The organism is Serratia plymuthica NBRC 102599 (assembly GCF_001590925.1).
In the GTDB taxonomy this organism is placed as follows: domain Bacteria; phylum Pseudomonadota; class Gammaproteobacteria; order Enterobacterales; family Enterobacteriaceae; genus Serratia; species Serratia plymuthica.
In genome coordinates this window covers 69,506-89,885 of the sequence record NZ_BCTU01000010.1, presented here as the reverse complement: position 1 = coordinate 89,885, position 20,380 = coordinate 69,506, and the positions used below count along the sequence as shown (strand labels likewise).

At 60.4% G+C, this 20,380-nt stretch carries 17 protein-coding genes and 1 pseudogene; 12 read left to right on the top strand and 6 right to left on the bottom strand.

Annotation, left to right across the window (positions count from 1 at the left end; all coding sequences use genetic code 11):
- Nucleotides 1-795 carry an alpha/beta hydrolase gene (locus SPL01S_RS06970; protein WP_063198482.1) on the bottom strand — a complete coding sequence of 265 codons (795 nt, stop codon included), beginning with the start codon at nt 793-795 and terminating at the stop codon, nt 1-3.
- Nucleotides 792-1,943 carry an FAD-dependent monooxygenase gene (locus SPL01S_RS06965; protein ID WP_063198480.1) on the bottom strand — a complete coding sequence of 384 codons (1,152 nt, stop codon included), beginning with the start codon at nt 1,941-1,943 and terminating at the stop codon, nt 792-794. Before SPL01S_RS06965 ends, SPL01S_RS06970 begins: the two co-directional genes overlap by 4 nt.
- 330 nt (nt 1,944-2,273) lie before the next feature.
- Between SPL01S_RS06965 and SPL01S_RS06960 the strand changes: the two genes are divergently transcribed.
- The 4 genes from SPL01S_RS06960 to SPL01S_RS06945 all read left to right on the top strand — a co-directional run bounded on the left by SPL01S_RS06960 (nt 2,274) and on the right by SPL01S_RS06945 (nt 8,196).
- Nucleotides 2,274-3,332, top strand: a complete 1,059-nt coding sequence (locus SPL01S_RS06960) for a 2,5-dihydroxypyridine 5,6-dioxygenase (RefSeq protein ID WP_063198477.1) — start codon at nt 2,274-2,276, stop codon at nt 3,330-3,332.
- A 67-nt stretch (nt 3,333-3,399) separates the two neighbouring features.
- The gene (locus SPL01S_RS06955; protein WP_063198475.1) at nt 3,400-3,873 is read left to right on the top strand and encodes a MarR family winged helix-turn-helix transcriptional regulator; all 474 of its coding nucleotides are present in this window, start codon (nt 3,400-3,402) and stop codon (nt 3,871-3,873) included.
- A 215-nt stretch (nt 3,874-4,088) separates the two neighbouring features.
- Complete coding sequence (locus SPL01S_RS06950) at nt 4,089-4,628, top strand: (2Fe-2S)-binding protein (RefSeq protein ID WP_062792433.1); 540 nt, start codon at nt 4,089-4,091, stop codon at nt 4,626-4,628.
- Nucleotides 4,621-8,196 carry a molybdopterin cofactor-binding domain-containing protein gene (locus SPL01S_RS06945; protein WP_063198472.1) on the top strand — a complete coding sequence of 1,192 codons (3,576 nt, stop codon included), beginning with the start codon at nt 4,621-4,623 and terminating at the stop codon, nt 8,194-8,196. The genes SPL01S_RS06950 and SPL01S_RS06945 overlap by 8 nt, the downstream gene beginning before the upstream one ends.
- A gap of 5 nt (nt 8,197-8,201) precedes the next feature.
- Here the strand turns inward: SPL01S_RS06945 and SPL01S_RS25180 are convergent, their stop codons facing one another.
- Nucleotides 8,202-8,348 (bottom strand): hypothetical protein, encoded by a 147-nt coding sequence (locus SPL01S_RS25180; protein ID WP_155729007.1) that lies wholly within the window; start codon nt 8,346-8,348, stop codon nt 8,202-8,204.
- Between the two features lie 266 nt (nt 8,349-8,614).
- Between SPL01S_RS25180 and SPL01S_RS25175 the strand changes: the two genes are divergently transcribed.
- From SPL01S_RS25175 to SPL01S_RS06935, 4 genes are all read left to right on the top strand, one after another.
- Nucleotides 8,615-8,983, top strand: a complete 369-nt coding sequence (locus tag SPL01S_RS25175; RefSeq protein ID WP_147424933.1) for a hypothetical protein — start codon at nt 8,615-8,617, stop codon at nt 8,981-8,983.
- 91 nt (nt 8,984-9,074) lie between these two features.
- Complete coding sequence (locus SPL01S_RS24440; RefSeq protein ID WP_232246007.1) at nt 9,075-9,299, top strand: hypothetical protein; 225 nt, start codon at nt 9,075-9,077, stop codon at nt 9,297-9,299.
- Nucleotides 9,300-9,342: 43 nt separating this feature from the next.
- On the top strand, nt 9,343-10,611 hold the full coding sequence (locus SPL01S_RS06940; RefSeq protein ID WP_063198470.1) for an HlyD family secretion protein: 1,269 nt from the start codon (nt 9,343-9,345) through the stop codon (nt 10,609-10,611).
- Nucleotides 10,612-10,613: 2 nt separating this feature from the next.
- Nucleotides 10,614-12,749: a peptidase domain-containing ABC transporter gene (locus SPL01S_RS06935; protein WP_062870743.1), complete on the top strand. Its 2,136-nt coding sequence runs from the start codon at nt 10,614-10,616 to the stop codon at nt 12,747-12,749.
- A 38-nt stretch (nt 12,750-12,787) separates the two neighbouring features.
- Here the strand turns inward: SPL01S_RS06935 and hpxO are convergent, their stop codons facing one another.
- Nucleotides 12,788-13,945, bottom strand: coding sequence for an FAD-dependent urate hydroxylase HpxO (gene hpxO, locus SPL01S_RS06930; RefSeq protein ID WP_063198468.1), 1,158 nt, complete (start codon nt 13,943-13,945; stop codon nt 12,788-12,790).
- A 155-nt stretch (nt 13,946-14,100) separates the two neighbouring features.
- Nucleotides 14,101-14,382, bottom strand: a complete 282-nt coding sequence (locus SPL01S_RS06925) for a hypothetical protein (RefSeq protein ID WP_063198465.1) — start codon at nt 14,380-14,382, stop codon at nt 14,101-14,103.
- A gap of 64 nt (nt 14,383-14,446) precedes the next feature.
- Between SPL01S_RS06925 and SPL01S_RS06920 the strand changes: the two genes are divergently transcribed.
- Nucleotides 14,447-15,499, top strand: a complete 1,053-nt coding sequence (locus tag SPL01S_RS06920; protein ID WP_063198595.1) for a P1 family peptidase — start codon at nt 14,447-14,449, stop codon at nt 15,497-15,499.
- 22 nt (nt 15,500-15,521) lie between these two features.
- Here SPL01S_RS06920 and SPL01S_RS06915 read toward each other — a convergent pair.
- A pseudogene (locus SPL01S_RS06915) lies at nt 15,522-16,027 on the bottom strand (DUF1003 domain-containing protein).
- A 237-nt stretch (nt 16,028-16,264) separates the two neighbouring features.
- Here SPL01S_RS06915 and SPL01S_RS06910 point away from each other — a divergent pair.
- The 3 genes from SPL01S_RS06910 to SPL01S_RS06900 are packed head-to-tail and all read left to right on the top strand — an operon-like array spanning nt 16,265 to nt 20,261.
- Nucleotides 16,265-18,490: a xanthine dehydrogenase family protein molybdopterin-binding subunit gene (locus tag SPL01S_RS06910; RefSeq protein WP_063198463.1), complete on the top strand. Its 2,226-nt coding sequence runs from the start codon at nt 16,265-16,267 to the stop codon at nt 18,488-18,490.
- Complete coding sequence (locus tag SPL01S_RS06905; RefSeq protein ID WP_004944127.1) at nt 18,487-18,945, top strand: (2Fe-2S)-binding protein; 459 nt, start codon at nt 18,487-18,489, stop codon at nt 18,943-18,945. Before SPL01S_RS06910 ends, SPL01S_RS06905 begins: the two co-directional genes overlap by 4 nt.
- A gap of 11 nt (nt 18,946-18,956) precedes the next feature.
- Nucleotides 18,957-20,261 carry a c-type cytochrome gene (locus SPL01S_RS06900; RefSeq protein ID WP_063198461.1) on the top strand — a complete coding sequence of 435 codons (1,305 nt, stop codon included), beginning with the start codon at nt 18,957-18,959 and terminating at the stop codon, nt 20,259-20,261.
- The last annotated feature ends 119 nt before the right edge of the window (nt 20,262-20,380 follow it).

Genomic DNA, 20,380 nt, shown 5'->3' with positions numbered 1-20,380 from the left:
TTAATCCAGAAAATCGCCCAGGGCGTGGAAGAAACCGTCAAAATCGTCCCACGGGATCATATGCCCGGCGTTTGCTACGTGCGTGAGGGTGATTTCCGGTTGTAACTTGCGGATCTCCGCCTCGTCTTCCGGCAATATCACGCCGCCCAGGCCGGCGACCATCAGCAGCGTCGGCATGCTCAGGTCGGGATAGTCGCGGTGGCTGTCTACCTGATGGAAATCTTCATAGGCACGTTGAATGGCCGGTTCATAGCAGGTGTGCAGCCATTCGGCGCGCAACTGCCGCTGCTCCTCGCTCCAGGTCGGGCAGTAGGCGCGCATCTGCTCGGCATCCATCCCCGATAGCGCCTGGCGGATGGAATCGACGTACCACGGCCATTTACCGGGATAGTCGCGGCGACCGGGGCCGGAAACCGGCGGATCGACCAGCACTAACCGGCGCACGCCGGCCGGTTGCAGCACCGCAGCGCGCAGGGCAAAACGCGCGCCCATGGAGTGGCCGAGCAGCGAATAGCTGTCCAGCTTCAGTGCGGCGGCGAAAGCGTTGACGTCCTGCGCGCAGGTTTCGGCGTCATAGGCCAACTCCGGGCCGCTGGAAGACAGACCGCGCCCGCGCACGTCCAGCACGTAGGTGTCGTATCTTTCACCCAGCCGTTCGGCGACGAACCCCCAGGTGATCGCCGGGCTGGTGATGCCGGGGATCAGGATCAGCGCAGGGCCTTGGCCGCCGTAGCGCAGGTAGTGCTGGCGGATGCCGTTGGCCTGCACGTTGGCGCCATACAGGAAGCGGCTCATGCGGCGTTCTCCGATTTCAGCGCCTGCGCGTACAGGTCATAGCCGTACACCCAGGCCGGATCTTCCTGGGTACGCAGGAAAGTATTGGCGTTGGACACCGCCTGCACGCGGGAGGCGCGCTCTTTGCGGTTGGCTTCATACAGCTGGAAGGCGGTGCGGTAGTCGGTCAGGCCGGTTTCCTGCAGGCAGCGCGCCAGCATGGCGGCATCTTCGATCGCCATCGCCGCACCCTGAGCCATATGCGGTTTCATGGGGTGGCAGGCGTCGCCGAGCAATACCATGCGGCCTTCGCTCCACAGCGGCAGCGGTTTGCGGTTCAGCAGCGGCCATTTGGTGACCTGTTCGCTGGACTCGATCAGCGCTTGCACGATCGGGTGGTAACCGGCGAAGGTTTCGTACATTTCTTCGCGGCTGCTGTCGATGAAGCTGCCCTGGAAATCCCACGCCGGGTGGGGTACGCCGCTGACGTAATAGTATTCGTCGCGTTTTTGCGTGGTGTAATAGACCATCAGGTGGCGATCCGCCGACCACCACTTCACGCAGTCTTCGAAGCTCAAATTGTATTTGGCCAGTTTCTCGCCGCGGATCAGCGCGCGGTGGGCCACCCAACCGCTGTAGGTTGGCGCTTCGACGCCCAACAGGTGTTCGCGAATGCGTGAATTGATGCCGTCGGCGCCAATCACGATATCGGCGGTGGCGCGGGTGCCGTCGGCGAAGTTCAGCACGACCTCGTCGCCGCGATCCTCAATCTTGCTCAGGCATTTGCCAAAGTGAACGCTGCCCGGTTGCAGAGCGGCCATCTGCAACGCCTGTAAATCGCCACGATGCACGGTAACGTATGCCGCGCCGTACTCTTTGCGGGCAAATGCCCCCAATTCAATGCGCGACAGATAGTCGCCGCTTTCGGCATCGCGGCTGAACCAGAAATCCGGGTGCGAAGCCATTTGCTCCAGCGGCTGTTCGATGCCGAGGCGACGGAAAATCTTCAGTACGTTCGGTCCCATATGGATACCGGCACCGAGGCGTGAAAACACCGGGCTTTGCTCATACAAATCGACGATAAAGCCGGCTTTTTGCAGCAGACCGGCGGCGGCGGCGCCACCCAGGCCTGCGCCGACCACGGCAATGCGCTGTTGTTTGCTCATCATTTTTCCCCTGACTGTTGGTCTTTTTAGGCGTTGTCCGCAGCAATGCCGGACGATTGATTTATAGTGTATACGCTAAATATAGCAAGGTTGCACAAGTGTTAATTTAGATCTCGCTCACGCTAACGGGCCGCAACTTGCTGGTAAACTCATGTTAATCACAGCCTGTTACGGGCATAAAATAGGATTTACTTATGGATTACGTTAGCGACTTGCTTCCCATTGAATTTTCGGCTTAGATGATTAAAAGAGTGCGTTCGCTTTAATTTGTGCAAAATAACTTCACCGACGCCGAGTGCATCGGTCATTCATTAGCGAAACAGGAGATACGCCATGGCGGTCAATGAGAGTCAGCTGGTTCAACTGTTCGAGCAGGTGCTTAGGTTGTCGAAGGTGGATGCTTCGCAGAGCGTAGCCATCCTGAAAAGCCACTATTCCGATGCGCGTACGGTGCGCGCCGCCACCGATGCCGCGCTGCGGTTGGGGGCCAAGGTGTATGCGGTGGAGCTCCCCTCGTTCAACCATCCGCGGGCGATGGGCAATGACATGACCGCTTACTGCGGCGACACGGCGCTGACCGGCAACCCTGCCGCGCAGCGTGCGCTGGAAGCCGCCGATTTGATCGTCGACACCATGATGCTGTTGCACTCGCCGGAGCAGGAGCAAATATTGAAAACCGGCACGCGCATACTTTTGGCGGTCGAGCCGCCGGAGGTGTTGGCACGAATGTTGCCTAATTCAGAAGACAAGGCGCGGGTGTTGGCGGCGGCGGCGGTGCTGGAGCAGGCGAAGCTGATGCGGGTGACATCCGTTGCCGGCAGCGATTTTCGCGCCCCCTTGGGGCAATACCCGACGGTGACCGAATACGGTTATGCCGACGAGCCGGGGCGTTGGGATCACTGGCCGAGCGGTTTCCTGTTTACCTGGCCGAATGAAGAGCAGGCGGAAGGGGTGTTGGTGCTGGACGTCGGCGACATCCTGCTGCCGTTTAAAAGCTATGCCCGTGAACGCATTACGCTGGAGATTGAAAAAGGCTTCGTGACGCGCATTCACGGCGGTTTCGAGGCGGAATACCTGCGTGAATACATGAAGTATTTCAAGGATCCGGACGTGTACGGCATCTCGCATATCGGTTGGGGACTGCAACCGCGCGCCCAGTGGACGGCAATGGGCCTGCACGACAAAAACGACGGCATGTGTATGGATGCGCGCGCATTTTACGGCAACTTCCTGTTCTCCACCGGGCCGAATACCGAAGTCGGCGGCACGCGAAAAACGCCGTGCCACATGGATATTGCGCTGCGTCGTTGCGACATCAGCCTGGATGGCCAGAGGGTAGTGGCTGAAGGGGACGTGGTGGCGCCGGAGGCATCGCGGGTGCGCCAGGGTTAAGCGTTGCTGTTAACCGCGGGGGTTTGTACTATTCTCGGTAGTTTCCCTAGATGGTGAGAGTAACGCAATGACGCCCCCCGAAGACTTGACCGCCGATGAAGGCAAAGCCGAAAACTATCATTTTACCGAACAAGTCGGGCACCTGCTGCGCAAGGTTTATCAACGTCACGTGGCGATATTTCAGCAGAACGTCGGCGATTCGCAACTGACCGCCGTGCAGTTTATTACCCTGTGCGCGGTGCGCGATATGGGGCCTAGCTCATTGACCGAGCTGGTGCAGGTGACGGCGGTCGATCAGGCCACCATTCGCGGCATCGTCGAGCGCCTCAAGGCGCGTGAGTTGATCACCGTCATGCCGGATCCGATAGACAGACGCAAAGTGGTGGTCGGGTTGACCGACACTGGCGCTGCGCTGTTGGCGGCAACGGTGCCGCATGCGGCGAAGATCACGGAATTAACCTTCGGCACGCTCAATCCGGCCGAACGTGTAGCCTTGATGTTCCTGCTCAATAAAATGCTGGAAGACCAGCCGCCAGGCTAATTCGCTCCCCGTAACTGCGGTTGTCCGGTGAGTGGCCTGCGGCGAGGTCACGGCCCACAATACATACCCTATAGCTTTCAAGTTGCGGCCAGGCGCCCAGCTTGCTTATCCCCAGGAGCTGACTCCGGTAAGTGACTGAGGTGCGCAAGTGCAGGTAACAACGCTGCGGCTTGAAAGATGACGGGTATAACCGGAACGCAGGCGGAGACGCGAGAATGGCGATATCTGAAGTGCCGACGTCCAGGGAGGGAGCGGTAAAAAAGCTGATGGAGCACCCGCTGCTGCTGTCGGTGAACGGAAAAAGTATTCACACCCAGGTCATGACGGATACGCCGCTGCTGTTGGTGCTGCGTAACGATCTGGCGCTAAACGGCCCGAAGTACGGCTGCGGCCTCGGCGAATGCGGCGCCTGCACCGTGCTGATTGACGGCATCGCCGCACGCTCCTGCGTGATCCCGGCGCTGGGCGTGGCCGATAGGGCGATCACCACGCTGGAAGGGCTGGGGGATCGTGATCACCTGCACCCGGTGCAGCGCGCCTTTATTGAAGAGCAGGCCGCGCAGTGCGGTTATTGCCTGAACGGCATGATCATGACCACCAAAGCCCTGCTGGATCGCAACCCTTCGCCGAGCGACGGCGAAATCCGCCAGGCGCTGTCCGGCAATCTGTGCCGTTGCGGCACCCACATCGAAATCCTGCGTGCGGTTCAGCGCGCCATTATTCTCTGCCGCAATGAGGAAACCCCGCATGACTGACGCCCGTTTCTCATTGCCGAGCCAGGCCGAATTACTGCAACGTAACGGCACGCTACTGGTTATCGATCAGATCCAGCCGCCGCCGGGCCTGGTGCCGAAAGGCCAAACGCCTACCCTGAAACCCAAGGAGCAGGGGCTGTTTATCGCCATTTGCGACAGCGGCGAGGTCTACGCCTTTAACGGCCATGTCGATCTCGGCACCGGTGTGCGCACCGCGCTGGGGCAGATCGTCGCCGAAGAACTGTATCTGCGGATGGATCAAGTCTGCATGGTGCTGGGCGATACCGAAAGTACGCCAAACCAGGGGGCGACCATCGCCAGCGCCACGCTGCAAATTTCCGCCGTGCCGCTGCGCAATGCCGCCGCCGAGGCACGGCGCTGGCTGCTGCAACAGGCGGCGCAGCGTTTTAACTGTGCGGTAGATCAACTGACGTTGCGCGACGGCGCTATTGTCGACCCGCAAGGGCAGACGTTGACCTACGGCGAGCTGGTGGCGGGCATGCATGTCGAGTTACCGATTTCCGGCGACGCGCCGCTCAAACCGCAGGCCGAATACCGGCTGGTGGGCACCGGCACTGCGCGGGTCGATATTCCGGCCAAGGCGACCGGCGAAACCACCTATGTGCACGACATGCGCTTGCCGAATATGCTGCATGGCCGGGTGGTCCGACCGCCGTACGCCGGTTATGACAGCGGGGAGTTCGTCGGCACCAGCCTGCTGGCGGTGGATGAGCGGTCGATCGCCGCTATTCCCGGCATCGTCAAACTGGTGGTGATCGGGGACTTTATCGGCATCGTCGCCGAGCGCGAGGAGCAGGCGATCAAGGCGGCGCAGGCGCTGCAGGTGAGCTGGAAGGATTGGCGACGCAACCTGCCGCAGATGACCGACGTGGCGCAGGCGCTGCGCGATAATCCGCATTCGACGCGGGTGGTGCATGACACCGGCAACGTCGATGCGGCGCTGGCGTCCGCCGATCGGCGTTTCACCCGCAGCTACCTGTGGCCTTACCAACTGCATGCTTCTATCGGCCCCTCTTGCGCACTGGCGGACTACCAGCCGCAGCAACTGCGGGTCTGGTCCGGCACTCAAAACCCGCACCTGCTGCGCGCCGACCTCGCCTGGCTGCTGGAATACCCGGAAGCGCAGATTGACATTATCCGCATGGAGGCCGCCGGTTGCTATGGCCGCAACTGCGCCGACGACGTGTGCGCCGATGCGGCGTTGCTGTCGCGGGCGGTGGGCCGCCCGGTGCGGGTACAACTGACGCGCGAGCAGGAACACCTGTGGGAACCGAAGGGCACCGCACAGCTGATGGAGGTCGATGGCGGGCTGGACGCTGCAGGCCATCCCGTCGCCTATGATTTTCGCACCTATTACCCCTCAAATGGCGCGCCGACGCTGGCGCTGCTGCTGACCGGCAGGGTTGAACCCGTGCCTGTGGCTTATGAAATGGGCGACCGCACCTCGGTGCCGCCTTATGACTACCCGGCGCTGCGCGTCAGCATTGAGGATATGGCGCCAATCGTGCGCGCCTCCTGGATGCGCGGCGTGTCGGCGTTGCCGAATACCTTCGCGCACGAGTCTTATATCGACGAGCTGGCTAACGCCGCCGGCGTCGATCCGCTGGAATACCGGCTGCGTTACATCAACGATGAGCGTGCCACCGAACTGATGCGCAGCACCGCCGAACGCGCCGGCTGGACGCCGCATACCGAACCGATGCAGACACCGGCGGAAGACGGCGTGCTGCGCGGGCGCGGTTTCGCTTATGCGCGCTATATACACAGCAAGTTTCCCGGTTTTGGCGCCGCCTGGGCGGCCTGGGTCGCCGACGTGGCGATCGACAAGGCCAGCGGCGAAGTGGCGGTCACGCGCATTGTGGTGGGGCACGACGCCGGCATGATGGTCAACCCGGACGGGGTGCGTCACCAGATCCACGGCAACGTCATCCAGTCGACCAGCCGGGTATTGAAAGAGCGCGTCACCTTCGAAGAATCGACGATTTCCAGCAAGGAATGGGGCGCTTACCCGATATTGACCTTCCCGGAGGTGCCGGAGGTCGACGTGGTGATGATGCCGAGGCCGTACGATCCGCCGCTGGGTGCCGGTGAGTCCGCTTCGGTGCCCAGCGCGGCGGCCATCGCCAACGCGGTGTTCGACGCCACCGGCATTCGCTTTCGCGAATTGCCGATCACCTCCGATCGGCTGCGCGAGGCGTTGAACGGCCCGGACACTGCCCGGCAGGAACCTGCGCCGGCGACCAAACCCCGGCGCAGCAAATGGTGGTTCGGCGGCGCGGCCGGTATTGTCGGCGCCCTGTTGGGCGTCGCGGCTACGGCACTGCCGTGGCGTACGGCGATTGCACCGGTCGCCACGCCGGGCGCAGGCACCTGGTCGGCTGCGACCCTGGAACGTGGGCGTCAGTTGGCCGCCGTCGGGGATTGCGCGGTCTGTCATACCGCCTCTGAAGGGGCGACCAACGCCGGTGGCCTGGCGATGGAAACCCCGTTCGGCACCCTGTACAGCACCAATATCACCCCGGACATGACAACCGGCATCGGCAACTGGTCGTTTACCGCGTTCGACCGTGCGATGCGTCAGGGCATCAGCCGCGACGGCCGCCATCTGTATCCGGCGTTTCCTTATACGTCGTTCAGCAAAATGACCGACGGCGACATGCAAGCGCTGTATGCCTACATGATGTCGCAACCGGCGGTTGCGCAAAGCACCCCGGCTAACCAGATGCGTTTCCCGTTTAATCTGCGCCCGCTGATGGCCGGCTGGAATGCGCTGTTTCTGCGCCAGGGCGAGTACCAGCCAGACCCCACGCAAACTGCGCAGTGGAATCGTGGATCTTATCTGGTCAACGGGTTGGGCCACTGCGCCGCCTGCCATTCGCCGCGTAACCTGATGGGGGCGGAAAAGGGCGGCGCCGGTTTCCTGGCAGGGGCGATGGTGGACGGTTGGGAAGCGCCGGCGTTGAACCAACTGGCCAACGCGGACAAACCCTGGAGCGAAGAACAGCTGTTCCGGTATTTGCGCAGCGGTCATTCCGCCGAACACGGCGTGGCGGCCGGGCCGATGGGGCCGGTGGTCAGCGAACTGGCTACGCTGCCGGAATCGGACGTGCGGGCGATGGCCGGCTATCTGATTTCCCTGAGCACTCCGACAACGTTAAACCTGGAACCGCAGATACAGCTGGCCGGAAGTCTGCAATCCGCGCAGGCGCAACAGGCCGGCGAACGTCTGTTCCAGGGCGCTTGCCAGGCCTGCCACAGCGCCGCCAGCGGTGGGCCGCAGCTGTTTGGCGTCAGCCCGGATCTGGCCAATAACACCAATATTTTCAGCGATCGGCCGGACAACCTGATCAAAGTGATCCTGCAAGGCATTGCCAAACCGGCCACCGCCGATCTGGGCTTTATGCCGGGCTTCAAGGACAGCTTCTCCGATCGGCAGGTAGCGGACCTGGTGAATTACCTGCGTCAACGCTATGCCGGCCAAAAACCGGCATGGCGAGACGTCGAAGCTCAGGTAGCCAGGCTGCGCGCCAATCCGGGCAGCCATTAGCGGCGTTATGGCCGCTGCAGGAATGCCACCCGCCGTTGCAACGGCAACGGCGCCAGCTTGCGCGCCGCCATTGCCGCTCGCCGCTGTTTCGCCGTCTTTTCTTTATCGGGTATTAATCCTGAATATTGAGATTGTTTGGCGTTCAGTTGCATAAATCGAATCGCTTTCCGTGATGACTTCAGTTTTTATCTTGGTTGTTCATTTAATTAATTGTGGCTGTTTTTTTAGTTGTTTATGTTAAGTGAAAGTATAAAAATATTTTGATGATTTAATTAAGCTATACCTTTAATTGACGTGGCGTTATTTTATTTATGCCTTTGTTTGTTGTTGACTTGGTTGTTTTTTGTGTTTATACAATTAGCAGAAGGATTAGATATGTGGCTTGTAAAAAACATCATAAATGGCGTTGGAGGGAGTTATGGAAATATTAACAAAATCAGAAATAGATATGATTGGCGGCGGTGGCGAAAGCAGCGTGGATACCCGCAGTAAAAAGGGCCGCTACGGCAACGGAACATCGACTAACTATGGTGGACAGGCTAACGGTTTCGTGCCCAATTCATCCCCCGGAATAAGCGCTGAATGCGCATGGGCTCTAGGCCTTGCCGCATTTGGCGGCGGTGTTGGCGGGGCTATTGCCGGCAGTGCCCGTGCGATTGCGGGCGGGCTAGTCTCAGGCTCAATCGGCGGCTTGTCTTCCTGTATCGGCAATGGCGGCGGAAAAGGGACGCAGAACGCATCGGAAAAAAGGTCTGGTAGTTATAATGGTGGAACCTGCCGTTGGTAATTTTATCCTAAACGGTAATTTTTAATGCAATATCGTCTGCGTGGTTGAGTTATATTGTTTTTAGTGGGGTTAATCGTTGAGAAGCAAAGGTGTGGCGATTTTTGTTGGCATATTTCTCGTCTTTTCATTGTCTCGTGATTTATTCAGAGCGGTGGGGCTAAGCCAGTCTGGTGGCTGGTTTAATATCGATATCCCTGATGGGTGGGCGAAATATATTATTATTTTCTGCGTGCCGGTGGGCATGATTGCTACAATAAAATGCCTTTCTATTGCGCTACATTGGTGTATCCGCATGGGGAAAAGTGCGGGAAAATGAAAATAACCGCCGGTTTATAAACGGGCCTTAAGGTGCAACCCCCATGACAGGACGTCCGCCCCAGCTGTATAGAGAGGGCTATTTCGCCGCGCAGGCGACAAAGGCCGAGGGCGAGGTCATTATTCCGCCCAGCCTCAGTTTAACCGCCTATGCCTGGGCCAGCGGTGCGCTGGTGCTGGCTATCCTGCTATTTCTGATGCTGGGCGAATATACCCGCAAAGCGCGGCTGGAAGGCGTGGTAATGCCCTCCAGCGGGCTGATCAAAGTGGTCGCCCGCAACGCCGGGCAGGTCACTGAACGACTGGTGGCCGAAGGGGCGGCGGTTAAAGCCGGCCAACCGCTTTATCGGCTCAGCGGCGAGCATTTCAACGGAAAGGGCGTTGGCGCGCTGGCGTCGGTGGCCGCGTCACTGGATCAGCAATACCGCATGCTGGAGCACCAGCGCGAACAAGAACAGGTGACCAGCGCCCTGCGGCAAACCGGCGTGCGGCAACGCATCGCACAGTTGGATGACGAACTGACCAGTGCAGGCTCCGCCTTGGTGCTGGCTCAACAGCAGGAAACGTTGTCACATTCGGTGTTGGCGCGTTACCGCAAACTGATAGCCAAAGGCTATGTGTCCGAAATTGAATTCCAGCAAAAGCAAATGGAACTGTCGACGGCGCGTGAAAAAGTCGAAAGCCAACGGCAGGCTCAGTTGAGGTTAAAGCGTGAATGGGCGGCTGCGGGTTCGGAGCTGCAAACCTTGCAGCAACAGCAGCAAGGGCGGGATGCGGAGCTGGAACGTCAGTTGCAGAGCATCGATCAGCAAAAAATAGAGCTCAACGCCCAGCGCGAGACTACGCTGACGGCACCGGCCGATGGCCACATCGCCGTGGTGCTGGCCCGCGCCGGGCAGACGGTGAAACCCAACGATCCGTTGTTGATGATGGTGGCGGACGGGGCGCAGTTGCAGGTAGAGCTTTTTGCCCCGAGCAAGGCGGTGGGCTTTATCAAACCCAACCAGCGCGTCGGCCTGCGTTTTGCCTCGTTCCCCTATGAAAAGTTTGGCGTGCAATACGGTTCTACCCGCGCCATCACGCATGCCAGCCTCAGCGCCGGCGACGCGATGTTGCAAAATCCGCTGGTCTGGAAAGAAAACGAAGGGCATTACCGTGTGGTCGTGGCGCTGGATAAAACCACCATTACGGCTTATGGCCGGCAGGAACCGCTGCGCGTCGGCATGGCGGTGTCCGCAGACATTGAGCTGGACAGCCGCCGCCTGTACGAATGGCTGCTGGAGCCGTTATGGAGCCTGCAAGGGAGGATGTAAGCATGGACGTAACAGAGATGATTAACTGGGGGTGGCGAAAGCGCCTGCCGCTGATCCGCCAGACGGAATCGGCGGAGTGCGGGGTAGCCTGCCTGGCGATGATCGCCGGTTGGCATGGGCACCGGGTCGACATGCGAACGCTGCGCGCGGAATGTCATGTCTCGCAGCTTGGCATGACGTTTTCGCAGCTGATGGCATGCGCCGAAGGCTTGAATTTAAGCGGCCGCGTCATTCGGCTGGAGCTGGATGAACTGCACCTGTTGGCCGTGCCCTGCATTTTGTATTGGGACATGAACCATTTTACCGTTCTGCGGCGGGTGCGGGGGCAAACGCTGGAACTGCACGATCCGGCGCGCGGCCTGCTGAAAATGACGCTGCAAGAGGCGAACCGCCATTTTACCGGCATCGCGATGGAACTGACGCCCACCCACAGGTTTGAAACCCGGGATCGCCGGGAAAAGATCCGTCTCACGACGTTGATTGGCAAAACGCACGGCCTGAAGCCCGCGCTGGCCAGGATCTTTTGCTTCGCCGTGGCGTTGGAGGTGCTGGCGCTGCTTGGCCCGCTGATAAACCAACTGGTGATCGATGAGGTGCTGGTGGCGCTGGACGCCAGCCTGCTGACGCTGATCGTCATCGCCATGCTGCTGATGACCGGCACCCAGATGCTGCTGGAGCTGGCGCGGCAATGGGCGACGCTGACCATGGCGGTCAACTTCAACATGCAATGGACGGCCAACGTGTTTCACCATCTGCTGCGCCTGCCGATAAGTTGGTTCGAGGCACGCAATATGGGGGATATCAGCGCCAAGTTCGATGCCGTCGACACCATACAGGACACCCTGACCACTACGCTGCTTGAAGCCTTTTTGGACGTGCTGTTAGTGGTGGGCACGCTGAGCATGATGTTTTTCTACAGCGCAAAGTTAACCCTGGTGGCCTTGGCTGCCGCCGCCGTTTACGGCCTGTTGCGCCTGTGTTGGTTCAGCACGCTGCGGAAAGCGGCGCAGGACAGCTGGAATGCCGGTACCGAGGAGTCCAGCCATTTTCTGGAAAGCCTGCGCGGCGTGTTGAGCCTGCGGGTGAATGGCGCGCTGATGCCGCGAGAATCTGCCTGGCGCAACCTGAATGTCGCCCGGCGCAATGCCCAACTGCGCGAAAGCAAACTGATGATGGTTTACGGCATCATGCAGACCGTGATCGGCAGCCTTGTAGCTGCGGCGGTACTGTGGCTGGGCGCAGGTTCGGTGCTGGCCGGCGAGTTCTCGGTGGGCATGCTGGTGGCCTATATGTCTTTTCAGGGGCGGTTTTCGGCCAGCATTAACGGGTTGATAGACAAAGCGGTCGCCTACCGAATGCTGGACGTTTACAACGAACGGCTGGCCGATATCGTGCTGACCCCGCGTGAAGGCGCGACGGCGTTACAGGCCGGCAACAAGGGTTCGGCGTACCCGGCAGGCGATTGGCCTCCCGATTTGCCGGTTCTGAGCCTGGAGCAGGTCAGCTTTAAATACGCTGGGACCGAACGGGAGATCCTGTCGCAAGTCTCGCTGGATATTATGCCCGGCGAGGTGGTGGCGTTGGTGGGGGCGTCCGGCAGCGGCAAAACTACCTTGGCCAAGCTGGTGTTGGGATTATATCCGCCGTCTGGCGGGGTGATACGTACGTTGGGGCTTGAACACCGGCGTACCGATTATCAACAGACTCGTCAGCATATCGGTGCGGTGCTGCAGGAGGACCAGCTGTTTCGCGGTTCCATTGCCGACAACATCACGTTTTTCTCGCCGAAAATGGACAGCGAAAAGCTTGGCGAGTGCGCCAGGCTGGCGCAGTTGGATAGGGACATTGAACAACTGCCGATGGGCTACCAGACGTTAATCAGTGAAATGGGCGGGACCTTGTCTTCCGGGCAGAAACAGCGATTGCTGCTGGCGCGGGCGCTGTATAAAGAGCCGAAGCTGTTGATTCTGGATGAGGCGACCAGCCATTTGGACGTCGCCAACGAAATGTTGGTCAGCCGCACCTTGCGCCAACTGGGTCTGCCGATTTTACTGATCGCGCATCGGCCGGAAACTATCGCCTCGGCGGACAGGGTCATAGAACTGACGGCGGGGCGCCTCCGCACGCTGGGGCTTTGAGGATTGCCCCTTCTCCTGGCCGGAGAAGGGGGAGCGGATCAGGCCAGCGGCCCGCCCAGGATGGTTTCCTTCATGCCGGAGAGAATGCGCTCGCCGGTTTCGGTTTTCAGCTCTTCGTACCAGCTGCGGGTGATCTCCATCTCTTTGCCGTGCGTCACGTCACAACGCTTGCGCGCCTTCAGCACCAGATCCTTCACCCGGTAGCTGCGCTTTTCCTGATAGCGCAGCAGCGCGTCTTCAATCCCCAGCGAGTTGGTTTGCAGCGCAATCGCCAGCACCACCGCGTCTTCCATCGCCGCGCAGCCGCCCTGGCCGATATCCGGCGTGGTGCTGTGACCGGCGTCGCCCAGCAAGGCTACGCGGCCGCGCACCAACTGCTCGAAAGGTTCGATATCGTGAATTTCAATGCGGTTGACGGTGTCAGGATCGAGCGCGGCGATCAATTTCTGCACCGGTTCGGCCCAGCCTGCGAAGTAGCGCTGCAGATCGGCGCGCGCCGTACTGCGGTCTTCCGCCAGCCCGGTCGGCAGCGGAACGTCGAAGAAAAAGTAGAAACGGTTGCCGGAAACCGGCATCAGCGACACCCGCTTGCCTTCGCCGACGAAGGTGGTCCACTGATTGGCCGGCGCGATGGATTCATCAATCGCCACCAGCCCGTTCCAGTTGACGTAACCGGCATAGCGGCGATCCACCCCATGCCCGAGCACGTAAGGGCGGATAGCCGAATGGGTACCGTCGGCGGCGATCAGGAAATCGCCGCTGGCCTGGCTGCCGTCCTCGAACCAGGCGGTGACGCCGTCTTGGGTCTCTTCAAGGCCGTTGACGCGCTTGCCAAAGCTAACATTGTCACGGCCGTAGGTCTCCAGCAGCATGGCCTGAAGTTCGGCGCGGGCCACCGGATAAGGGCGTTCGCCGACGCTGGCGATCAACGGATCCAGGCTGAAGCGCGTCAGGGTCTGGCCGTGCAGATATTCCTGATAGGCCATGTAGTGCATCGGGCCGCCGAGCCGGCGCAGGGGTTCTTTCATCCCCAAATAGTTGAGGCACTTAACGCCGTTCGGCCAGATGGAAATCGCCGCGCCAACCGGTTTGATCACTTTAACCGCTTCAAAAACCTCGGCCTCGATCCCGCAGCGCTTCAATGCGATGGCGGCGCACAGCCCGCCGATACCGCCGCCGATGATGATTGCTTTCATGTTCTTCTCCTTTGTCGCCATAACAGGGAGAAGCAATTTCCGTACCAGTCCGCGAAAGGGGCGGTGAGCGGGGTGGCGGGGGAGCTATGATGCAAATTGGTGCGCCGATGTGCCATGGCGGGGCATGAACCTGCCCCGTGGTGATCTGGCATCTTTCATATAACCGCCCTGAACATCAATGTTAAGACTGCCTGCCGGTCGATAAAAAAATACGGCAAATGATAACCTGCGGCGTTAACCACCGAGTCAAAACGACGCTCTCCATCCCCAAAATCGACTCGCCATAATTCGCTCTTATTGGCAGTGACACGCTTAAATATTTCGTATCCCGCCTGCTTGCCATATTGGGCTGCCAAGCGGGGCCGGGCACGCTGAAACCCTTTGTATGCCCGGCCGAAGCCAAAAAAGAATATTTTCTCGCCGGCTTCGGCTTTCAATTTACGCTATGTCGCATTGCGCGATATGCTGTTTTACAAACGGACTGCGCCTGACGAGGTCACTATGACAGACAACCAAGTCTTTGAACGACAGAGCCTGGATAATCTGCTGAGTTACTGGCGGCGCCACCGTCGCCTGCCGGGGGCGCGCTATTTGCCCGGTCCGACGGACAGCCTGTGCGACGTGAGCGGCGTCAGCGTGGGGCATCACACGCTGGATAGCGGCGAGTGCCAGACCGGCGTGACCGCCATTATGCCGCCGGGCGACCTGTTCAATCAGCCGTTGCCCTGCGGCAGCGCGGTGTTGAACGGCTTCGCCAAACCGCTCGGCCTGGTGCAGCTCAACGAGCTGGGGGGGCTGCAAACGCCGATCCTGCTGAGCAATACCTTCGCCGTCGGCACCTTATTCAACGCCATGATACGGCGCAGCTGCCGGCGTTACCCACAGATAGGCCGCGACAGCGCCACCATCAATCCCGTGGTGCTGGAATGCAACGACGGTTATCTCAACGATATTCAGGCGATGCCGGTGCGCGAAGAGCACGTGTTCAGCGCGTTGGACAATCACGGGATCGGCTTTGCGCGCGGCAGCGTCGGCGCCGGGCGCGGCATGAGCAGTTTCGGCCTGAAAGGAGGCATCGGCACCGCTTCGCGCTATTGCCCCGGCCTGGGGGCCACCCTGGGCGTGCTGGTGCTGGCCAACTTTGGCACGCTGGAGTCCCTCACGCTGAGCGGTGTGCGCGTCGGGCCGGCATTGGCTGCGCAATTGGCGGAGCCGCCGCCGCAGGTAGAGGCCGGTTCGGTCATCATCATTATCGCCTGCGACCGGGTGCTGGACAGCCGGCAACTCAGCCGCATCGCCAAACGCGCCGGGGCTGGGCTGGGGCGCGTGGGCAGCCATTGGGGGCACGGTTCCGGCGATATCGCGCTGGCGTTTTCCACCCGCTTGCAGGGAACCGCGTTGCCGGATGAACGGCTGGAACCGCTGTTCGCCGCGGCGGCGGACGCCACTGAATACGCGGTGCTGGACGCCTTGCTGAGTGCCGAGGGCGTCAGCGGCTTCCACCAGCATTCACGCGTTGCGCTGGGGCCGCTGCTCGATCGCTTGGCGAATTAGCTGATGGCCGCCGATCGGGTAGTTACAGGCGTTCGCGCTGGGTTAACTGGATGGCCAGATTTTCAATGCGTTCGGCCATCTGTTTGGTCAGGGTGGTTAATTCGGTGTTTTGTTTCAACAGCGCCAGCAGCTGTTCGGATTGCTGTTCGACGAGGGTTTGCCGCTGCGCCATCGCCTCATCCAAATCTTCCCGGTGCTGCGCGTCGGCCAACGCATGCGCCTGGTCACGTTCGGTCTGGCGGGTTTGAGCCAGCAGGATCAAGGGCGCGGCATAGGCGGCCTGCAGGCTGAACGCCAGGTTCAGCAGGATGAAAGGGTAAGGGTCAAACTTGGCGAAGCCCGCCTGGTTGAGGTAGATCCAGACGCCAACCAGCAGCGTTTGCCCCATCAAAAAGGTCGGGGTGCCGAAGAAACGGGCGAAAGCTCGGCCTTCAAAGCAAACCACTGATCGCCAAAAGTATGGTTTAACCCATGTAATGGACGATATAAACGAAATCTCTTGTTTTGCGACATAGCCTTAATGCCCATAGATGTGCCGGTAAGATCTTTTTTATAGCACAGGTGCGCCTTCTTGCCTCCGCAGGATACAGAGCACGATCCCACAACAGAAAATGCTCGCCTCACATCAGGCTGGCTGAATAATAGGCTACGCTAATTATTGTTCTGTTGTTCTACATCCCGTCAGGGACGCAGCCGACATTTCACATAAAAAAAACGATCTCATCGCAAGGAATCATCCTGAGCGACATTTTGGAGCTATGAGCAATGACAATATCGCAAGTTCCGCTTACGCGGCGGCGGTTTATCGTCGGCGCAGGCGCGCTGGTGATTGGCGCCTATCTGCCGTCTACCGGCGCACTGGCACGCACCACCCCCGCCACGGCGCCGGAAAGCAACGCTTTTGAAGCCAACGCCTTCGTACAGATCGGCGAAGACGGCATCGTCACCGTCATCAGCAAACACACCGAAGTGGGCCAGGGCGTCTATACCGGCATGGCGACGCTGGTCGCAGAGGAGCTGGATGCTGACTGGGCGCAGGTGCGCGTAGTCGCCGCCCCGGTGGACACCAGCGTCTACAAAAACCTGTCATTCGGTTTCCAGGGGACCGGCGGTTCCAGTTCGGTGGCCAACGCCTATGACCAAATGCGGCGCATGGGTGCCATGGCGCGGGCGCTGTTGGTTCAGGCCGCCGCTCAGAGCTGGAAAACCTCAGCGCAGGAGATCACCGTACAGGCAGGCAAAATCAGTCACGCCGCCAGCGGCCGCGAAGCGGGCTTCGGCGAATTCGCCGCATTGGCCGCTAAACTGCCGCCGCCGGATCCCGCAGGATTGACGTTGAAGGACCCGGCCAATTTTACCTTGATTGGCAAAGTGAGCGGCCTGCACCGCGTGGATTCGCTGGCGAAGACCAACGGCAGCGCGCAGTTCACGCAGGACATTCATGAGCCGGACATGTTGACCGTCACCCTGAAAAAATCGCCGCGCTTTGGCGGCAAAGTGGCGTCGTTTGACGCCAGCCGGGCGCTGCAGGTGCCCGGCGTGGTGGATGTGAAGCAGACCGACACCGGCGTAGCGGTCTACGCCAAAAATACCTGGGCGGCGATCCAGGGCCGTGAAAAATTGCAGGTAGAGTGGGACGACTCCCAGGCTGAAAGGCGCAATACCGAGCAAATTTTTGCCGAATTCCGCCAGGTGGCGCAGAAAACCGGCGTGGTGGCGACCAGCCGCGGCAAGTCGGACGAGGTTTTCGACAAGGCCGACAAGGTGATCGAAGCGGAATATACCTTCCCCTATGTGGCCCATGCGCCGATGGAGCCGCTCGACGGCTATCTGTTCTGGGACGGCGAAAGCGTCAAGGCGCGTTACGGCTGCCAGATCCAAACGCTCGACCATAAGCAGCTGTGCGATCTGTTCCAGCTGCCGCCGGAAAAAGTGCAAATCGAAACCATTCTGGCGGGGGGCAGTTTCGGCCGACGCATCGATCTGGGCAACCCGGCACTGGGGCCGGATCTGGCGGCGGATATGGCCGCTGCCGCCAAGGCTATCGGGCCCGGCCACGGGGTGAAGGTGGTGTGGACGCGGGAGGACGACATCCGCAACGGTTGGTACCGTCCGATGATCTTGCACCGGCTGCGCGGGGCGATCCGGGGCGGCAAGGTGGTGGGCTGGACCGACACCGTCGTCGGCCACTCATGGACGCTCAACAGCGCCATGACGGCGCTGGTGGTCAACGGCGTCGATCAGATGATGATCGAAGGCGCCAGCGAGCTGCCTTATACCTTCGAAAGTTTCCGTTGCGACGCCCATATCGTGCCGGGCAAGGTGCCGACTTCCTCGCTGAGATCGGTCGCCAGCACCCATACCGGCCATGCGGTGGAAAGCTTTATCGATCAGTTGCTGCAGGAAACCGGGCAGGATCCGGTGGAAGGGCGGCTGGCGCTGATGGGAGACGCGCCGCGCGAAGCCGGGGTGTTGCGAGCGGTGGCGAAAGCCGCCAACTGGCAGGGCGCGAAGGTGGTGGATGGCCGGGCGCGCGGCGTCGGTGTCGCCAAGGCGTTTGACACACGGGTGGCGCAGATTGCCGAAGTGTCTATCGGCGAAGGCGGCATTCCGCGCGTGCACAAGGTGTGGTGCGCGGTGGATTGCGGTGTGGCGGTGAATCCTGACGTGATCCGCGCGCAGATTGAGGGCGGTATCGGTTATGGCCTGAGCATCGCGCTGTACGGCAACATCACTTTAAAAGACGGCCTGGTCGAACAATCCAACTTCAACAATTTCCGGCCGCTGCGCATTGACGAAATGCCGGAAATTGAGGTGATTATCGTGCCTTCAACCGAAAAGCCCACCGGCGTGGGCGAACTGGGCGTGCCGACCATCGGCCCGGCGGTCGGCAATGCGTTGGCGCTGCTCGGGCGGCCCCGCACCTCGCTTAGCCTGCCCTTACACCGTCCCAACAGCGACGCCAGCGTCCTTCCAAGGAAAACATCATGATTACTTTAACCGTTAACGACCAACCGCTGACGTTTGAGGGCGATACCCATATGCCGCTGCTGTGGTTTCTGCGCGATGAAGCTGGGCTGACCGGCACCAAGTTTGGCTGCGGCATCGCTATGTGCGGCGCCTGTACCGTTCATCTGGACGGCGTGCCGGTACGATCCTGCATGACGCCGGTTTCGGCGGCGGTGGGCAAGAAAATCACCACCATCGAGGCCATCGGCGAAACGCCGGCCGGGAAAGCGGTGCAGGAGGCTTGGGTCAATCTGGACGTGGTGCAGTGCGGCTACTGCCAGTCCGGCCAGATCATGAGTGCCAGCGCGCTGCTGGCCCAGAGCAAAAATCCGAGCGATGCGGATATTGACGCGGCGATGGGCGGCAACGTTTGCCGCTGCGCTACTTACGTGCGCATTCGCGCCGCCATCCACCAGGCCGCCAAGGCGCTGGATTAAGGGAGAAACTCATGAGCAACGCCCTGAGATGGCTGTTATGGCTGATTGTCGCGGTAGTGGTGATAGCCGGCGGCTATGCGCTGTATACCCTGCTGCGACCGGTTGGGCCGGAGCCTGCCGCGCCTATCGCCGGTGCGCCGGCCGGCATTACCGACAAACTGGCGCGCGGTGAATATCTGGCGCGCGCCGCCGACTGCGTGGCTTGCCACACCGCGCCGGGGGGTAAACCTTTCGCCGGTGGTTTCGCGTTTAAACTGCCGTTCGGCACTATTTACGGCACCAATATTACTGCGGATAAAGAGACCGGTATCGGTGACTGGAGTGACGAACAGTTTGTGCGTGCGGTGCGTGAGGGCGTCGCTCCTGATGGGAACCTGTATCCGGCGATGCCTTACACTTCTTACACCGCATTGAGCCGTGACGATGTGCTGGCGATCAAGGCTTATCTGTTCAGCCTGCCGCCGGTGAAACAGACCGACCCGCAAAACGATCTGCCATTCCCGTTCAACCAACGCTGGGGCATGAAGTTCTGGAATCTGGCGTTCTTCCATGAAAAACGCTTCGAACCGAATCTCAACCAGGATGAACAATGGAACCGCGGTGCCTACCTGGCGACCGCGCTGGGGCACTGTAGCGAATGCCACACGCCGCGCAACCTGGCCTTTGGCATTAACCAGAGCAAGAACCTCAGCGGTGAGGTGATCCAGGGCTGGTTTGCCGCCAACATCACTCCGGATGCGCAGACCGGCATCGGCGGCTGGAGCGAGCAGCAACTGTCGCAATATCTGGCGACCGGCCACGCGGAGGGGCGCAGCAGTGCCGCCGGCCCGATGGCAGAGGCGGTGGAAAACAGCCTGCAGTATCTGACGCCGGAGGATAATCAGGCGTTGGTGAAATACCTGCGCAACATAGAACCTATCGCCGGCGACAGCGCCAGTGCGGTGAACCTGCAACCGAAGGGCGCGTTGTCCTCCAGCGCGGTGCTGCCGGGCGGGCAAGAGGATTCGTTGGGCCGCAGATTGTTTGCCGGTGATTGCAGCGGTTGCCACCAGTGGAACGGCGTGGGCCGCCAGAGTAAATACGCTTCGTTGGTCGGCAGCACGGCGGTAAACGATCCGCAGGGCCGCAGCGTGGTACAGGCGATCCTCAAAGGCACCCGCATCAGCATCGGGGAGCAGCATGAGGTGATGCCGGACTTCGGCGCCCAATATTCGGACGAAGAAGTGGCGGCGGTGGCCAACTATGTGGTCGGCCAGTTTGGCGAAAAACAAGGCAAGGTCACGGCGAAACAGGTCGCGGAACAACGCAAACAGTAACGATCGGCGAGGGGGCGTTTCTCCCCTTCGCCGTTCATCCGTGACGGCCTGCGCTAAAAAAGAGCATGGCAGAGGGCAATGGGCGACATTGCAGTGCATTTTCGGCGAAGAGTGATGTT

Coding starts and splice junctions, on each gene's coding strand:
- SPL01S_RS06935 (WP_062870743.1), top strand. CDS start 10,614: ATGGACGTAACAGAGATGATTAACTGGGGGTGGCGAAAGCGCCTGCCG.
- SPL01S_RS06920 (WP_063198595.1), top strand. CDS start 14,447: ATGACAGACAACCAAGTCTTTGAACGACAGAGCCTGGATAATCTGCTG.
- SPL01S_RS06960 (WP_063198477.1), top strand. CDS start 2,274: ATGGCGGTCAATGAGAGTCAGCTGGTTCAACTGTTCGAGCAGGTGCTT.
- SPL01S_RS25180 (WP_155729007.1), bottom strand. CDS start 8,348: ATGCAACTGAACGCCAAACAATCTCAATATTCAGGATTAATACCCGAT.
- SPL01S_RS06900 (WP_063198461.1), top strand. CDS start 18,957: ATGAGCAACGCCCTGAGATGGCTGTTATGGCTGATTGTCGCGGTAGTG.
- SPL01S_RS06970 (WP_063198482.1), bottom strand. CDS start 795: ATGAGCCGCTTCCTGTATGGCGCCAACGTGCAGGCCAACGGCATCCGC.
- hpxO (WP_063198468.1), bottom strand. CDS start 13,945: ATGAAAGCAATCATCATCGGCGGCGGTATCGGCGGGCTGTGCGCCGCC.
- SPL01S_RS06910 (WP_063198463.1), top strand. CDS start 16,265: ATGACAATATCGCAAGTTCCGCTTACGCGGCGGCGGTTTATCGTCGGC.
- SPL01S_RS06905 (WP_004944127.1), top strand. CDS start 18,487: ATGATTACTTTAACCGTTAACGACCAACCGCTGACGTTTGAGGGCGAT.
- SPL01S_RS06940 (WP_063198470.1), top strand. CDS start 9,343: ATGACAGGACGTCCGCCCCAGCTGTATAGAGAGGGCTATTTCGCCGCG.
- SPL01S_RS25175 (WP_147424933.1), top strand. CDS start 8,615: ATGGAAATATTAACAAAATCAGAAATAGATATGATTGGCGGCGGTGGC.
- SPL01S_RS06950 (WP_062792433.1), top strand. CDS start 4,089: ATGGCGATATCTGAAGTGCCGACGTCCAGGGAGGGAGCGGTAAAAAAG.
- SPL01S_RS06965 (WP_063198480.1), bottom strand. CDS start 1,943: ATGATGAGCAAACAACAGCGCATTGCCGTGGTCGGCGCAGGCCTGGGT.
- SPL01S_RS06945 (WP_063198472.1), top strand. CDS start 4,621: ATGACTGACGCCCGTTTCTCATTGCCGAGCCAGGCCGAATTACTGCAA.
- SPL01S_RS06955 (WP_063198475.1), top strand. CDS start 3,400: ATGACGCCCCCCGAAGACTTGACCGCCGATGAAGGCAAAGCCGAAAAC.